The following is a 16,568-nucleotide window of genomic DNA, read 5'->3' as shown; positions in this document are numbered from 1 at the left end:
TCGCTAACGTGTTTGAATAAGATTAGCTGCGTGTAAGCATTAAATTTAGCAAATAAATCCCAGATAGGAAGTCCGAGAGGACTTTCGTAAGTTAGTTAAAACCAGCAATTAATTTTATACGGTGTTGGCAAATCGTTTTTTAATTCATTTCGCACCATTTCAAAAACTCTTCAAGAACTTCATTCCATTTTTCTACATACTCTTCGTTTTCAGATTGTGGTAATATAGAAAACGAATGGTCTAATTTAGGATATACTTTAAATGTCAAATTTGTTTTTTTATTCCTAATGAATTCAATTGGTATTAAATATGCTGACTCTATTGGAACAGCTTTGTCTTTTGCTCCGTGCGCAACATATATTGGAATATTAATTTTTAATAAATTATCAATTGATGGTTCTACAGATGAACTCCATTTGCTATAAGAATGTCCTAACCATTTTTTTGTTAAACTATTAGGATGTTTATATATGTCTTTTATTTCATTAAAAACCTTTTCAGTTTCTATGATTGATTCCTCCTCTGTCATTTCCCCTCTTTGGACATGTTTTCTAATATCAAGTATAAAATCGTAATATTGAGCATTTCCTCCACCTGAAAAATAGCCAATATTTGAAATTTTATTATTGATTGTTCCTAGTTTGGCAACAACTTCAGTGCCTTCTGAATGACCAAAAAGAATAACTTTAGTTTGCTTTTTTAAAATATTATTTAAAAGGTAATTTACGACTTCATTAGCTTGCCAAACTCTATAATTTAAGTTGTCATTTTCATAAAATGATTTTGGAACTTTAAAATGATTTCCAAATATTTCAAAAGGAATATCTTTTTTAGAAATAGCAACTAATAAATAGTCTTTAGGAAATGTTTTTAAATCAAAAGGTAAAGTTTTGCTAACTTCGAGATACTTTTTAATTTTTGGTTCTTCATTTTTTGAAGTTTTAATTGTATCTATATGTTTAATTAATTTATAAAAAGGTTCACTTCCAGAACCTTGAATGTATAAAAGAACACTTTTTTTTAACAAGAGATTCCCATTTGAGTATGTATGAAAGTTTATTGTATCATTATTTTTTATTATTGAATAATGTTCAAATTTATTTTCAAAATATTTTTTTTGACCAAAACTTTGACAAGTGAAAAGTAAAGAGATTATTGCTAAAAGAATTAATTTCATAGATTTTACGTTTCCTATAAAGACTGATTAAATTTTCGAGTGTTGCATTAAATGTTTGCCAACTCGTTTCAGAATATGAATCCGTTTTAATGATTTATATTGAACGTTAGCGAAAGATATTTGTTTTTAGATTAAGAATCAAACTAAATTTAAAATATGAGATAGTTCTTCAGGTTTTTCTAAAGGAATCATATGGCCACAATTTTTAAAGATTAAATGTTTTCCTTTTTTAATTTGGTTTGAGAATTCTTTTATACTCGATGCAGATACTAAATTATCATTTTCAGCAGCAATAAATAGTATTGGAATATTTAATTTTAAAACTTCTTGAGAAATATCTAATCTAGAAGAAGTCGCTTTTAGTTGACGGATTAAAACTTTTTTACCTAAATCAGCATCCATTTTTTTGATGATGCCAGATAATTTTTGGTTTTGATGATTATCTGGATGTAAAAACTGTTGAATTCTCGCTTGTGAAATTCCTTTGTAGTTATGGCTTTCTAAAAACTCAATAGTGCTTTTTCGTAGTTGAATTTCTTTATCGTTTAACCCATTCGTAGTAGCGGCAATAATAACTAGTTTTTTAACTTTTTCTGGATGATGAATTGCAAAATTCATCGCAGAAAATCCACCTAAAGAAAACCCAATAATAGTTGTTGGATCGGTTATTTCAGAAAGTATAATTTGGTTGATTTCTTCAAAAGACTTTGCAGGTGTTATATCGATATGAACTGGTAGAATATTTTCTAAATTAGGAAATACAAATTGCCATAAATCAGCCGTACACATAGTACCAGAAATAAAATATACTTTTTGCATTATGGTTTGTAATTAGAAGAGACTAAACACTTATTATTTATCCATTTACCCTTTAATGATTCTTTTAAAATTAGGGTGTTGTCGCAAGTTAAAAACTGTCCGTTACCATTTTTTTTTATGATTTTTAATTTTCCTGCTTGAATGGCATTAATAACTTTGTAAATCAATCCTTTTTTAGAACTTCTTTTGTTTTTTTGAGTAAGTGAGAGTCCAACTTCGTTATTAAATAAGTCCATAGTAGATGAGATTTTATCAGGAACTACTCCATCTTCTAATTTTCTTTCTTTATAAGTTTTATAGTTCTCTTTTTCATGAGCTTTTCCTAAAGATCTAGCAGCACTTTTTCCTATTTCTTGATGCAAACGAGCCATCCAATAAGCGTGACGAAAAGCATCTACCTGCCCACCAGCTGCATCACCGTCTAATAGTGGTGATTTTTTAATAGAATCCGCAACTTTATTAGCTTCATTAGAAATCAATAAAGCTTTTTTAGCTTTAAAAGGATGAAATAACACCCACATTCTCTTTGAAGGCGATAGTTTTTTAAATTTTTGCCAATTGGATTGTGAGAACATAAATGAACTCAATAATATAAAAATAATAAAGAGATGTTTTTTCATTCTAGATAGTAAGAATTTTACTTCAAATATAGCCTTGTTTTGTTAGCTAACCATATTTTTTCGACCAAGAATAAAACTATGCAAAACAATGGCTATTCAAGATATAAAAACTTATAGATATCAAGATGTTTTTTCATTGCAAACTGTGCAATTTGAAAAAGCTTGTGTGGTTAATAAACCAGAACAAATAAATACCTATAAAATATTTTGGATTAAGGAAGGAAAAGGTACTTATCATATCGATTTTGAAACCTACTCATTTGATGGTAGTGTGTTGTTTTTTTTATCGCCAGGGCAAATTTTTTCAGTTGATTCTGAAAAAATAAAAGAAGCCTATCAGTTAAGTTTTGTACAAGATTTTTATTGCATTCAAACGCACGATTCTGAAATTGCTTGTAACGGAGTGTTGTTTAATAATGTTTATGAAACACCGTTTGTAAAACCTTGTGAACAAGATATTCAGAAACTAAATTTTATTATAGAAAATTTAATTGATGAATTTAAGAGTTCAGATACTGCTCAATACGACATGTTGCAAGCTTATTTAAAACAATTTATTATTCATTCTGTTCGAATAAAAAAAGAGTATCATGTTATTAAAGAAGATGCAACAACAAAATTATTTAAAGATTTCAGTTTGTTAGTAGAGCAAAATTTTAAAAAACTACACAGCGTTACCGACTATGCAAATCGATTAGGAGTATCTCCTAAATCGCTAACTAAGAGTTTTCATAAAACAGGAATTAAAACCCCAAGTGATTTTATAAAAAATAGAATAATTACTGAAGCTAAACGTCAATTGTTATATTCTACACAAGCAGTAAAATTTATTGCATTCGATTTAGGGTTTAACGATCCAGCATACTTTTCTCGCTTTTTTACTAAAGCAACAGGGCAATCGCCAAAACAATTTCAAAAAGAAAATAGAGCATAAAAAAACTCGCAACACACAAGGGCTACGAGTAAGGGGTTTATTTTTGGGGATGTGTTATTTTAAGGGGGTAATAATATTAAGGGAAATATTAATTATAAATAACACTGCAAATATATATGTCATTCATAGTCAATCCATTAACATATGTTAATAAATCATTTTTTAAGCATAAAAAAACTCGTAACACACAAGGGCTACGAGTATAAGGGGTATTAATTAAGGGAATATACTTCTTTAAGGGGGTAAGTATATTTATAATTATGTCTCAAATATATAGCTTCTTTTAAATCTAATAATTAACATAGGTTAAGAAATTAAAATGTTTTAAAAAATATTCTTTAGTCCAAGTCTTAGGAACTTTTGTCCATTTTTTAAGGTCTATTCTCATCGCATCTTTGTATCAGAATTTTTAACCAATGGTTTTCATGGTTAGTTTAAAAAGTAAAAAAGATGAAAACAAGAGAAAATTACCAATGCCCTAATTGTTGGGGATATCAAACATACGACGAGCAAAATCCTGAAAGAGAATTATGCAGTTGTAATCAAACAAAATAATAACCTTAAAACATACAAAAGATGAGTACAAGAATTGAAACATTAAATCCAGAAACAACAACAGGTAAATCAAAAGAATTATTTGATGCCGTTCAAAAGAAACTAGGATTCATACCAAATTTAATTAAAGTATTTGGTAATTCTCCAGCAACTTTACAAACCTATTTGAGTTTAGGTGAGTTAACAGCAAGCGGAAACTTTTCTAACAAATTTAGAGAGCAATTAGCATTAGCAATTGCTGAAGAAAATGAATGTAACTACTGTTTATCTGCACATACTGCTATTGGAAAAATGAATGGTTTAACAGATGCAGAAACTGAGCAAAACAGACAAGGATTATCTTCTGATGCTAAAGTACAAGCAGGATTAAATTTTGCACAAAGTGTAACTAAGAATAGAGGGAATGTAAGCTCTGAAGAATTAGCAGCAGCAAAAGCTGCCGGATATAATGATGGAGATATTTTAGAGATCGTGTTAAATGTAGTTGCGAACACTTTAACTAATTATGTAAATCACATTGCAGAAACAGAAGTAGATTTTCCAAGTGTTGAAGCAGGGAAATTTATAGTAAATGCTTAATAAAAAACTTTTTGAGTTAGCTTTTGTAGTTTTCTGTGAGACATTTCTATAAAAAAGAAGTTATGGAACTACAGAGCTACTCAACCTTTAATTAATTATAAAAACAAATCAAAATGAAACGAATTATTGCAATTTTAGTATTAACATTAGGTATCGCTTTTCAAGCAAACGCACAAGATGTAAAAACAGTAGCTTTAGAACAAACAAAAGGTGAGTTCACACAAAAAGAGTTGACTTTAAAAGAAGGAACTTATGTTTTTGAAATTTCAAACAATGCTGTAGGGCACGATGTAGGTTTTGTATTAGCACCTAAAGGAAAAGTAGAAGCAGAGCATCATATTAAAGATGCCTACGTAACTTCTTTGGTTAAAAACAATAGCAAGTCTACTTCTAAAAAAGTAACCCTTAAAAAAGGAGAATACGTATATTTTTGTCCGTTAAATCCAACACCTCAATATACTTTAAGAGTTGAATAAATTTATATAAATATACTGTAAAATAAAACCCAGCAATTTAGCTGGGTTTTTGTTTTATCTTCCATGATACTCCATATTTGGTATAGAGGTATCGTTTTTTAAGTATTTGTTAAACCAGTTTATTACTTGAATGTTAACCTCTTCTTTATGTTCTGTTATACCATGATCTCCCCCTTCAAACATTATTAACCTATAAGGAATTCTATGTTTTTCAAATTCCAAAGCTAAATTTAAACTGTGTTCAGGTTTCACTCTCCAGTCAGCATTTCCATGAAGCATTAAAATAGGAATTTTTTTTGGAAACTTGTCAACCCATTTAATAACTGAACGCTTATTTAACTCTTCTTCTTTATTGTTTTTATAATCAGGAATCAGTTCTCCAAATACACGGGTTTCCATTATAGGTCTATTTCTTATAGTTAAACGGCTATCAGAAAGGGCTCCACCTACTACTGCAGTTTTAATCTTATTCATTTTAGTTAGTGCAATGTAAGTCATCATACCACCCCTACTCCAGCCATACATTCCTATCTTTTTTGTATTAGCACCTTTAACTTCTTTCAATACATCTGTTAAAACGGTAACATCATTTACATCATTACCTCCAAACTCTTCTTTTCCTTCACTTCCTCCATTTCCTCTATATTGACTCGCAATTACAATGTAACCTTCTTTTGCTATTTTACCTAGAGGAAGAATTCCATGATAAACTTTTAAAGCTCCCATTTCTCTATTTCCTCCTCTGTTGTATATGATACATGGATATTTTCCAGGTTTTTTAGGTTTAGCCATAAAACCATTAATTTTTAAACCATCACTTAAATATGTTATAGCGTAAACATCAATATCATCAATATATTTAAAGTTTTGCTTCCAAGTTTCTTTTCCATCATTGGTAGTGATTAATTTCTTATAAATAGGGTATTTAGACCAGTCAGAGATTATATTTTGTTTGATTAAAAGTTTTTTTTCTTGAGCTTGACTAGATAAGAAAACTAGAAAGACTAGCAGTAATTTAAGAAGTTTCATTATAATGTAATTAGCAAATTTTTAATTCGAAAATAATCAAAAAAGCCATACAAACTTGATCCTGTATGGCTTTTAAGAAGTAATTAACTACTTATTCATTAAATCTTCAATCTCGTCTGCTTCAATAGGAATATTACGCATTAAGTTAAAAGGTTCTCCTTTTTCTTGAATAACTACATCGTCTTCTAAACGAATACCAAAACCTTCATCAGGAATATAAATACCAGGCTCGACAGTAAATACCATATTTGCTTGCATTGGCTCGTGTAATAATCCGTAATCATGCGTATCTAATCCCATATGGTGCGAAGTACCATGCATAAAGTACTTTTTGTATGCTGGCCATTTTGGATCTTCATTTTGCACATCAGCTTTATCTAATAAACCTAAACCTAATAATTCTGAAGTCATTAGTTTACCAACTTCAACATGATAATCTGCCCAAATAGTTCCAGGAACTAATAATTTTGTAGCATCATTTTTTACTCTGTTTACAGCATTGTATACTGCTTTTTGTCTGTTGGTAAAACGACCTGAAACAGGAATGGTACGAGACATATCTGATGAATAATTTGCATACTCAGCACCTACATCCATTAAAATTAATTCACCAGCTTTACATTGCTGATTGTTTTCAATATAATGCAATACATTGGCATTATTACCTGAAGCAATAATCGGTGTATAAGCAAATTTTTTAGATCGATTTCTAATAAATTCGTGGATAAATTCAGCTTCAATTTCGTATTCCCAAACCCCAGGTTTTACGAAATCTAACACACGTCTAAACCCTTTTTCGGTTATGTTACAAGCGGTTTGCATTAAATCTAATTCTATTTGATCTTTAACTGAACGTAAGCGTTGTAAAATAGGATTACTCTTAGCTACAGTATGCGCAGGGTATTTTGCTAATAACCATTTTGTAAAACGAGCTTCACGAGTTTCAGTTTCTATCGAAGCACGATAATGTTCATTGGTATTTATATAAACGGTATCAGCTAAAGCCATCATTTCAGCCAAAACTTTTTCTAAATCTTGTAGCCAAAAAACAGATTTTATTCCGCTTGTTGCTAAGGCTTTTTCTTTAGTTAATTTCTCTCCTTCCCAAACAGCAATATGTTCGTTTGTTTCACGTAAAAACAATACTTCACGTAAATTTTCTTTCGGACAATCAGGAAAAACAACTAGAATACTCTCTTCTTGATCTACACCACTTAAAAAGAAAATATCACGATGTTGTTCGAAAGGTAAAGTACTATCAGCACTTACAGGATATATATCATTTGAGTTAAAAACAGCTAAACTATTTGGCTTCATTTGTGCCATAAAGTTTTTACGATTTTTAATAAACAGTTTGCTATTTATTGGATGGTATTTCATAATAATTCAATTAAAATTGATAATGTTTTTCAAAAATAATGAAAGAATACATGCAAATATTAGCCATTTGGCGTTATTTTATATTTTTTCGAATTCTACTCATATGCCTAGTAGAAATTCCGAGAAAGGAAGCTAAATAATGAAGCGGAACTTCTTGTAATAATTTAGGTTCGTTTTCCAATAGTTTATGGTAACGTTCTTCTGGAGTTAAAGTCAGTAAATCAATTCGATAATCATCAATTAAAAAAATCTGATTTTCGATTAAGTTGTAATAGAATTGATTGAAGGCTTTATTGTTGTTTAATAGGTGTTTAAAGTCATTAATAGAAATCACCCATAAATTACACGCACTTAATGCCTTTATGTTTTTACGAGAAGGAGTTTGTTGTAAAAAGCTTTTTAAGGAGGCTGTACAAGAGTTTTTTAATCCTAAATAAGTAGTTTTTCCTTCATCAGATATTTGTATGGAATGTTGTAAGATTCCACTTTCTATGTAGCAAAAGTATTTGCATATTTTACCTTCTTCAACGTAATATTCGTTTTTAGAAAGCTTTTTAAAAGAAAAACAGGCTATAATTTCTGGAATCAAAGAACTTAACAAATCATTGTTTACAACAGTTTGTATGTATTGTGAAATATGTTCTTTTGAAGATTCCATCAAAGCGAAAAATTTAGTTTAAAAGTATAAAAAAAGGATGCCTAATAAGCATCCTTTTTAGATTATTTATACAAAGTAATTATTCTAACTCTATAGCTCCCATATTAGTGTTTTCACCAAGTACAGAATTTACATCATTAATTGTTTTTTCAGATAAACCAGAAGCGGCATCAGGTGTAAAGGTTACTTGATAAGTGCCAACAGGCACACCGTGTAACATAAAAGCACCATCAGCATTGGTAAATGTTGAAATGGATTCGGTAGCAGAAACAGCAATTACTTCTACTTGATAATTAAACGGAGTTACTTTACCAGAAATTGCGCCAGATAAAGCTTCAGTAGTTACCCTAATAGTTGGTTTTAAACTATAGGTTCCGTTTCCTTTTTCTACAATAGATTTATCAACCATAAAATCTAAAATGAAAGTATATTTAACTCCACCAACTAAATCTTGATGTACATTTAATTTTAATCCTGATTGTTGTGCGCTTGGAGTATCTAAAGGATAAGATTTTCCATCTTTAACTAAAGTGTTATTCTCTCCTAAAACTAAACGAATTTGATTAATTTTTCCTGAAGGAATTTCAGTGTCCACCAATAAAGCATCAACACCACCAGTTAATTTTAGTATATCGTACACTTGTGGAGTAATATTACCTAAACTTTCCCAACCGTTTTCTCGATTAATCATTACATCAGCAACATCTATATTTACTTCTTCGTAATCACCTGGAGCATCTACTAAACGAACCGCAACTTGTGAAGTCTTAGGGTCATCACTTGAGCAGCTAACAAAAGCAGCAAAAATTGTTGTTAATGCAAATAAGAATAAAATATGTTTTTTCATGATATTTGATTTTTTGTTATGCATTAATTAAAACAATATTTATGCCGAATTATTGTTGTAGATGTTTAATTATTAGGTTTTTGAGTTCTTTTTGGTCTTCTGTTATTTCTTTTTTTAGGTTTATGATTTTTAGTAGAAGAGTCATTTCTCTTTACTCCTCTAGATCTACCTTCATTATTGTTTGAGCTTTCTTTAGGTCGGTCTTTTTTAGGTTTTCTATTAACAGCTCCTCTGTGTGTAGCACCTACACCTTTTTTCTTACCCTTTCCAGATTTTTTCTTTTGAGTAGCTGCTCTTTTAGGACCAGCGGTATCTGTAGGCTCATAGCCTTCAATAATTTCTGTTTCTAACTTTTGTCGTAAGATTTTTTCTATCTCTTTTTGGTATTCAGTTTCTTCGCTACATACTAAAGAAATTGCTTCTCCTTTTGCTCCAGCTCTACCAGTTCTACCAATTCTATGTACATAATCTTCAGGTACATTTGGTAATTCAAAATTTATAACATGAGGTAATAACGGAATATCAATACCACGAGCAGCAATATCAGTAGCAACTAAAACACGAATGTCATTACTCTTAAAGTTAGCTAATGCTTTGGTACGAGCTGCTTGACTTTTATTTCCATGGATTGCAGCTGCAGAAACTCCCGACCCAATTAACTTTTTAGTAAGCTTATTAGCACCGTGCTTAGTTCTGGTAAAAATTAAAACCTGACTCCAATTACCGTCTTTGATTAAGTTGGTTACTACTTCTGTTTTTTTACCCTTATCAACATTATAAACTTTTTGAGAAACCTTATCGGCAGTTGAGTTTTGCGGAGCAGCTTCAACCGAAACAGGGTTTCTTAAAATTCCTTCAGCTAATTTTTTAATTTCTTTTGAAAAAGTCGCAGAAAACAATAAGTTTTGACGCTTTGCAGGCATAAAACTTATGATTTTGTTAATATCTCTAACAAAACCCATGTCTAACATTCTATCTGCTTCATCTAAAATAAGTACGTCTATTCTTTTAAACGACACAGCTTTTTGATCGTGTAAATCTAACAACCTACCAGGAGTGGCTACTAAAATATCTACCCCTCTTCTTAAAGTTGCTATTTGACTAGCAGCTTTTACACCTCCAAAAACTACTGCCGATCTTATATCTAAATGTGTACTATATTCTCTTACATTATCATAAACTTGTGCTGCTAATTCTCTTGTAGGTGTTAATACTAATGCTCTTACTGGTCGATATTTTGGGTGTTTTGTATCTGCTAATCGTTGTAAAACTGGTAATGTAAAACCTGCTGTTTTACCTGTACCGGTTTGGGCAGAAGCTAATACGTCTTTTCCTTCTAAAATATGTGGTATTGCCTTAGCCTGTATTGGTGATGGAGTATCGTATCCTTTTTCTTTGATGGCTTTTAACAAAGCATCAGATAATCCTAAAGATTTAAATGTCATATGTTTTTATTAAGTAACTCTAAAAAATAAATGGTTACTATGAGTGTACAAAGGTACTGCTATTTATTAGTTAAGTATAGTATATAAAAAAAGACGCCAGTAAGGCGTCTTTTTTTATATACTATGTTATTTTAACTTATTTGTTCATAGCACTTTTAATAAGGCCGATGATAACCATTAAAACACCACCACCAACACCACTACCAGCAATGTTACCGATGATACCAGAAATATCAATACCTAACATTCCTAATAATTGAGCTCCAAGACCACCACCTAAAATTCCTATAACAGAATTCCAAAGGGTACCCATTGAAAACTTTTTTAATAAAGCACCAGCGACGTTACCACCAACAGCACCACTTAATAAGCTAATAAGTAATTCCATAATTTTTTAATTTTTTAATTAGTTAATTGATTCTAAAGAAAGTGAAAAATAATCAATAAACCAAATATAACCAGTTTGTTAGATGCTTCCAATATGGAATAAAGCATCTCCCATATTAACAATCGGAAAGTTGTTTTTTGCGATTATATACCCATCAACAGGAGCTTTTACTTCGAAATTTGTTTCTCCATAAGTATCCATAATATTTCCTATAACTTGTCCTTTTTTAACTTTAGATCCGTTTGTGATTTTTGGATTAAATAAACCAGCAACTTTTGCGCGAATCCATTTTCGTTTTGTAATTTGAATTGACATTGAGTTTTGAGGAACTTCAACATCTTTGCGAATCATTTTAAAATGTTTTAAAACACGAAGTGTTCCGTTTATTCCTTGTTGAATAGCATTTTCTTCTAAACGTAAAGATTCTCCTCCTTCATAAACAATAACAGGAATATCGTTTTTATAACATTGATTTCTAAAAGATTTAGGGATTAGCTTAGAACCAAACATTAGTGGTGCATTAAATAATTTTGCTAATTCAAAACCTCTTTCATCTTCAGGAGTATATCTAATTTGTGGGAAGTTATTTCGTTGCGCTCCTCCAGTATGAAAATCTATAGCAAAATCTACATTTTCAATCAATTCTTTCATTAAATAATAGGCCATTCTACTTGCTAACGAACCACTTTTTGAGCCAGGGAAACTTCGGTTTACATCTTTACCATGCATATCGCGAGATAAATTTAGAAAACCAAAAACGTTTAACAACGGAACTACAATAACACAACCTCGATGAATCTTGTATGATTTATCAATAAGCATTCTACGAACTAGTTCTACACTATTAACTTCATCACCATGCAAACCTCCCTGCAGTAAAACAGTTGGTCCAAGTTCATCTCCATTAAAAACATACACAGGAATTTCAATAAATGTACCAGTAGGCAACCTATCAACAGGTATTTTAATCAGCTTAGATTCTCCTAAACCAATTTTTTGTCCTCTTATTTCTACGATGTTGTTTTTGAATCCTTGTTCAAACATTTTTCTTCTAAAAATTTAATAATTGCTTTGGCAATATTATCTTTTGTATACGCTTCAATTCCTTGCAAGCCAGGGGTTGAATTTACCTCGATAAGTAAAGGTCCTCTTTTAGAGCGAATTAAATCTACTCCGGTAACAGGTAAACTTAAATGTTGTGCGGCTTTAATGGCCATTTTTTCCTCTTCAAGAGATAAATCAACTTTAAAACCACTTCCTCCTTGATGTATGTTTGAGCGAAAATCATCTTCAAGACCTTTTCGTTTCATAGAAGAAATAACTTTATCATTAACAACAAAAGCACGAATATCTTCACTATTACTTTCTTGTATAAACTCCTGTAATAAAATACTTGTATTGGTACTATACATGGTATCAATTATTGACTTTGCAGATTTTTTACTTTCTGCTAAAATTACACCTGATCCATGAGTTCCTTCTTGTAGTTTTATAATAATAGGAGCTCCACCTAATAAATCTATTTGTTCGCTTATGTTTTCTGGGTTTACAGAAAATAAAGTATTAGGAATCGGAATATTTTTGCGATTCATTATCTGTAAAGTACGTACTTTATTTTGTGCTCTTAAAATACCAAGGGAAGTAGCAGTGCTATACACGCCATTCATTTCAAACTCTTTAACTACAGCTGCTCCATGACGAGTTGCTGAAGCACCTATTCTTGGAATAATTACATCAGGAATATCAATAATATTTTCACCTTCATAAATTATTTCAGGTTTACCATTGGTTAGTTTTATAGAACATTTTAAATGGTTAACCACTCTAACTTTATGTCCTCGACGGTTAGCTTCTTTGTATATTCTTTGGGTAGAATAAATATGCTCACTTACTGAGAGTATAAAAATATTCATAGCTGTAATAATTGTACCTTCACAAATCTAATCTTTTTTCTTTATAAGATTGAAAAGAGTTAAAATAGAATTCTGTTAATTTTTTTGATTTCAAATTAGCATGAAGTAAATTCATCGTCTTAAACCAAACAAAAATGAAACGTCTTTTAAATTTTTTAATAATTGTATTAACTTCTAGTGCTTTTGGTCAACAAGCTACTTCAGCTGAGATTATTCAAAAATCATTAGGGCAAAAAGAGCAATTAGAAAAAACGTCTTTAGTTAAAAACATTCCATTCGTAAGCATAGGACCAACAGTAATGAGTGGTCGTGTCGTTGATATTGATGTAAACCCTGAAAACACCACTGAATTTTATGTAGGATATGCTTCTGGTGGAGTTTGGTACACTAATAATAATGGAACAACATTTACGCCTGTTTTAGATAATTCGCCAACACAAAATGTAGGAGATATTGCTGTAGAATGGAAAAACGGAACGATTTGGGTGGGTACAGGTGAAAATAATTCATCGCGATCAAGTTATGCAGGTATTGGAATTTTAAAATCTACTGATAAAGGTAAAACCTGGAGTAATGTTGGATTAACAGATTCACATCATATAGGAAGAATTTTGATTAATCCGAATAATTCAGATGAGGTAATTATTGGAGTAATAGGTCATTTATATTCTTCAAATAAAGAACGCGGTATTTTTAAAACTACCAATGGTGGAAAAACATGGAAAAAAACCTTGTTTATAAATGAAAACACGGGAATTATAGATGTACAACCAGCGCCAAATAATTTCAATGTTTTATATGCTGCTGCTTGGGAGCGTAATCGTAAAGCTTGGAATTTTGATGGTGATGGAGAAAATTCAGCAATCTATAAATCTATCGATGCAGGAAATTCTTGGATAAAAATTTCAGATAATAATGGTTTTCCGAACGGAAATGGCGTTGGTAGAATTGGTTTAGCAGTTTTTAATGAAAATATAGTGTATGCTTTTCACGATAGCCAATTTCGAAGAGAAAAGAAGAAAAAGAAAGAAAAAACGAATGCTTTAACAAAAGATGATTTTAAAACCATGTCGGTTGATGCATTTTTAAAATTAAAAGACAAAAAGTTGAACACCTATTTAAAGATGAATGGTTTTCAAGAAAAATACCGAGCAGAAAATGTAAAGCAAATGGTACGATCAGGTTCTGTAAAACCAAATGATTTAGCAAAATATTTAGAAAATGCGAATACCTTGTTGTTTGATACTCCAGTTATAGGTGCTGAAGTCTTTAAAACTACAAACGGTGGTAAGTCTTGGAAAAAAATGCACGAAGGATATTTAGATGATTTATATTATTCATACGGATATTATTTTGGTGAAGTTAGAGTTGATCCACAAGACGAAAATGGAATTTACGTTTTAGGAGTTCCTATTTTAAAATCGAAAGATGGCGGAAAAACATTTACTTCTATTAGTAAAGAAAACGTACATGCCGATCATCAAGCTTTATGGGTGAATCCTAAAAAACAAGGGCATTTAATTGACGGAAATGATGGTGGGCTAAATGTTTCGTATGATGATGGTGAAAGTTGGATAAAAGCGAATCAGCCAGCAGTTGGTCAGTTTTACACGGTATATGCAGATAATCAGAAGAACTACAAAGTATATGGAGGCTTACAAGACAATGGAGTTTGGGTAGCGAATCATAATGCAAAGATTAATAAAGCATGGAAACAGTCAGGTAAAAACCCGTATGAAAGTATCATGGGCGGAGATGGAATGCAAGTAGCTGTTGATGATAGAAATCCAGACATAGTATATACTGGATATCAGTTTGGTAATTATTATCGAATTAACAGAAAAACAGGGAAGAACAAATACATTCAGCCTAAGCATAAATTAGGAGAAAACCCATATCGTTTTAATTGGCAAACTCCAATTCAGTTATCAAAACACAATCAAGATATTTTATATTTAGGAGGAAATAAATTACATCGCTCTTTAGATAAAGGAGATACTTGGGGAGCTATTTCTGATGATTTAACTAAAGGTGGAAAAAAAGGAAATGTAGCCTATGGTACTTTAACTACAATTTCAGAAAGTCCATTTCAATTCGGGTTGATTTATGTTGGTTCGGATGATGGATTGGTTTATGTTACTAAAAATGGAGGTGGAAGCTGGGAGAAAATATCTAATTCATTTCCACAAGACTTATGGGTAAGTCGTGTAATTGCATCAAAACATAAAAAAGAAAGAGTGTATGTAACTTTAAATGGATACCGTTGGGATGATTTTAATACTTATGTATACATGTCTAACAATTATGGAAAAACATGGGAAAATATCAGCAGCAATATTCCTTCATCACCTGTGAATGTGATAAAAGAAGATTCTAAAAAAGAAAATATTTTATACTTAGGTACGGATAACGGGTTGTATGTTTCTTTTGATAAAGGAAACAATTGGCAACCATTTAAAAATGGATTACCAAATGTAGCGGTACACGATTTAGTAATTCAGCCAAAGGCAAAGCATTTAATTATTGGTACACACGGGCGTAGTTTATACAAAGCAGATATAGCTGCTTTACAAGAATATAAAAATAAAGAAGCTGTTTTTTCAATAAAAAATCTTCGTAAAAGTAATTCTTGGGGAAGTTCATGGAGCAAATGGTTAAAGCCAAACACCCCAAAACTATCAATTCCATATTATTCGAATTCTGATAAGAAAATTACAGTAAGCATTTATGCTGGTGATGTATTAGTAAATTCTTTTCAAGCTGATGCAGAAAAAGGTTTTAATGAAATGGTGTATGATGTTTCTTTTTCTGATAAAGGAAGAAAAGCATATTTAAAACAGCATAAAGATGCTGTAATTAAAAAAGCTAAAAACGATGTTTATTATTTGCCTAAAGGAAAGTATAGAGTGGAGTTAAACGGTAATAAACAAACGTTTGAAATAAAATAAACTGTAACATTTTTACCTTTTTGCGCTCTAATAGGTAAAATAATAATCAATGAATAAACCTTTAAATTATACATGTCCTAAGTGTGCAAGTAAAGATTATGTAATTGGAGAAATGAGAGCTACAGGTGGAGTTTGGTCTAAATTTTTTAATATTCAAACCGAAAAATATTCAAGTGTTACTTGTAAAAGATGTAGTTATACAGAGTTTTATAAAGCTAGTACAAGTGCATTAAGTAATATTTTTGATTTCTTTGGGAATTAAGAAACATTGGTATCTTTGCTTATATGGGAATTATACGCGTAAACAACATTCGTTTATTTACAAATCATGGATGTTTAGATGAAGAGGCAAAAATTGGCTCAGAATATAGAGTAGATGTTGAGGTGAAAGCAGATTTGCAAAAATCCGCAAAATCTGATAAATTAGTAGATACGGTAGACTATGTTCATCTAAATTATATAGTAAAAGAAGAGATGGCAATACGTTCTGAGTTATTAGAACATGTAGCGCAGCGAATTTTAGATAGAATATTTAAAGAGATTCAACTCGTTGAAGAAGCGGAAGTTAGTGTGGCTAAAATTAATCCGCCAATAGGAGGAAATGTAGAAGAAGTAGTTGTCATTTTAAAAGATGTGCGTAAAAGTTAAAAAAACCTTGCATCAAAAGATAAAAACTGTAAATTTGCAGTCCTTATTAGTATAAGGTGTCGTGGCCGAGTGGCTAGGCAGTGGTCTGCAACACCATCTACAGCGGTTCGAATCCGCTCGACACCTCAAAACCGTTATAAATTATTTGATTT

17 protein-coding genes and 1 tRNA gene are annotated in these 16,568 nt (G+C 30.8%); 7 read left to right on the top strand and 11 right to left on the bottom strand.

The features are described from left to right. Positions 1-139: 139 nt before the first annotated feature. The 3 genes from H3Z83_RS09170 to H3Z83_RS09160 form a co-directional block, all read right to left on the bottom strand. A complete protein-coding gene (locus tag H3Z83_RS09170; protein WP_182125190.1) occupies positions 140-1,177 on the bottom strand; it encodes a dienelactone hydrolase family protein in 1,038 nt (345 codons plus the stop codon). A gap of 138 nt (positions 1,178-1,315) precedes the next feature. Continuing rightward, the gene (locus H3Z83_RS09165; RefSeq protein WP_182125189.1) at positions 1,316-1,996 is read right to left on the bottom strand and encodes an alpha/beta fold hydrolase; all 681 of its coding nucleotides are present in this window, start codon (positions 1,994-1,996) and stop codon (positions 1,316-1,318) included. Next, complete coding sequence (locus H3Z83_RS09160) at positions 1,996-2,616, bottom strand: DUF6973 domain-containing protein (RefSeq protein WP_182125188.1); 621 nt, start codon at positions 2,614-2,616, stop codon at positions 1,996-1,998. The genes H3Z83_RS09165 and H3Z83_RS09160 overlap by 1 nt, the downstream gene beginning before the upstream one ends. Before the next feature lie 88 nt (positions 2,617-2,704). Between H3Z83_RS09160 and H3Z83_RS09155 the strand changes: the two genes are divergently transcribed. The 3 genes from H3Z83_RS09155 to H3Z83_RS09145 all read left to right on the top strand — a co-directional run bounded on the left by H3Z83_RS09155 (position 2,705) and on the right by H3Z83_RS09145 (position 5,160). Next, complete coding sequence (locus tag H3Z83_RS09155) at positions 2,705-3,550, top strand: helix-turn-helix domain-containing protein (protein ID WP_182125187.1); 846 nt, start codon at positions 2,705-2,707, stop codon at positions 3,548-3,550. 576 nt (positions 3,551-4,126) lie between these two features. Next, on the top strand, positions 4,127-4,684 hold the full coding sequence (locus H3Z83_RS09150; RefSeq protein ID WP_182125186.1) for a carboxymuconolactone decarboxylase family protein: 558 nt from the start codon (positions 4,127-4,129) through the stop codon (positions 4,682-4,684). 113 nt (positions 4,685-4,797) lie between these two features. Beyond that, positions 4,798-5,160 (top strand): cupredoxin domain-containing protein, encoded by a 363-nt coding sequence (locus tag H3Z83_RS09145; protein ID WP_182125185.1) that lies wholly within the window; start codon positions 4,798-4,800, stop codon positions 5,158-5,160. A 54-nt stretch (positions 5,161-5,214) separates the two neighbouring features. On the opposite strand, the gene H3Z83_RS09140 is transcribed toward H3Z83_RS09145, so the two are convergent. The 8 genes from H3Z83_RS09140 to H3Z83_RS09105 all read right to left on the bottom strand — a co-directional run bounded on the left by H3Z83_RS09140 (position 5,215) and on the right by H3Z83_RS09105 (position 12,820). Then, on the bottom strand, positions 5,215-6,189 hold the full coding sequence (locus H3Z83_RS09140; protein WP_182125184.1) for an alpha/beta hydrolase family protein: 975 nt from the start codon (positions 6,187-6,189) through the stop codon (positions 5,215-5,217). 87 nt (positions 6,190-6,276) lie between these two features. Next, positions 6,277-7,569, bottom strand: a complete 1,293-nt coding sequence (locus H3Z83_RS09135; RefSeq protein ID WP_182125183.1) for an aminopeptidase P family protein — start codon at positions 7,567-7,569, stop codon at positions 6,277-6,279. A 73-nt stretch (positions 7,570-7,642) separates the two neighbouring features. Then, positions 7,643-8,227 carry a Crp/Fnr family transcriptional regulator gene (locus H3Z83_RS09130; protein WP_182125182.1) on the bottom strand — a complete coding sequence of 195 codons (585 nt, stop codon included), beginning with the start codon at positions 8,225-8,227 and terminating at the stop codon, positions 7,643-7,645. Between the two features lie 79 nt (positions 8,228-8,306). After that, positions 8,307-9,074 carry a DUF4382 domain-containing protein gene (locus tag H3Z83_RS09125; RefSeq protein WP_246337521.1) on the bottom strand — a complete coding sequence of 256 codons (768 nt, stop codon included), beginning with the start codon at positions 9,072-9,074 and terminating at the stop codon, positions 8,307-8,309. 65 nt (positions 9,075-9,139) lie between these two features. Beyond that, the gene (locus H3Z83_RS09120; protein WP_182125180.1) at positions 9,140-10,519 is read right to left on the bottom strand and encodes a DEAD/DEAH box helicase; all 1,380 of its coding nucleotides are present in this window, start codon (positions 10,517-10,519) and stop codon (positions 9,140-9,142) included. Positions 10,520-10,655: 136 nt separating this feature from the next. Continuing rightward, entirely contained in the window at positions 10,656-10,907 is a 252-nt protein-coding gene (locus H3Z83_RS09115; protein WP_182125179.1) for a hypothetical protein, read from the bottom strand. A 78-nt stretch (positions 10,908-10,985) separates the two neighbouring features. Further along, the gene (locus H3Z83_RS09110; protein WP_182125178.1) at positions 10,986-11,951 is read right to left on the bottom strand and encodes a succinylglutamate desuccinylase/aspartoacylase family protein; all 966 of its coding nucleotides are present in this window, start codon (positions 11,949-11,951) and stop codon (positions 10,986-10,988) included. After that, positions 11,918-12,820 carry a RimK family alpha-L-glutamate ligase gene (locus H3Z83_RS09105; RefSeq protein WP_182125177.1) on the bottom strand — a complete coding sequence of 301 codons (903 nt, stop codon included), beginning with the start codon at positions 12,818-12,820 and terminating at the stop codon, positions 11,918-11,920. The genes H3Z83_RS09110 and H3Z83_RS09105 overlap by 34 nt, the downstream gene beginning before the upstream one ends. A gap of 134 nt (positions 12,821-12,954) precedes the next feature. On the opposite strand from H3Z83_RS09105, the gene H3Z83_RS09100 reads away from it, so the two are divergent. From H3Z83_RS09100 to H3Z83_RS09085, 4 genes are all read left to right on the top strand, one after another. Beyond that, positions 12,955-15,768 (top strand): VPS10 domain-containing protein, encoded by a 2,814-nt coding sequence (locus H3Z83_RS09100; RefSeq protein WP_182125176.1) that lies wholly within the window; start codon positions 12,955-12,957, stop codon positions 15,766-15,768. A 49-nt stretch (positions 15,769-15,817) separates the two neighbouring features. Further along, positions 15,818-16,030, top strand: coding sequence for a zinc ribbon domain-containing protein (locus H3Z83_RS09095; protein WP_182125175.1), 213 nt, complete (start codon positions 15,818-15,820; stop codon positions 16,028-16,030). Positions 16,031-16,053: 23 nt separating this feature from the next. Next, entirely contained in the window at positions 16,054-16,416 is a 363-nt protein-coding gene (folB, locus tag H3Z83_RS09090) for a dihydroneopterin aldolase (RefSeq protein ID WP_182125174.1), read from the top strand. Positions 16,417-16,471: 55 nt separating this feature from the next. Then, a tRNA-Cys gene (locus H3Z83_RS09085) sits at positions 16,472-16,542 on the top strand. Positions 16,543-16,568: the final 26 nt, after the last annotated feature.

It is taken from the genome of Tenacibaculum pelagium (assembly GCF_014062345.1).
Taxonomy (GTDB): domain Bacteria; phylum Bacteroidota; class Bacteroidia; order Flavobacteriales; family Flavobacteriaceae; genus Polaribacter; species Polaribacter pelagius.
The sequence above is the reverse complement of the archived record's forward strand: the minus strand, read 5'-3'. Positions and strand labels throughout refer to the sequence as shown.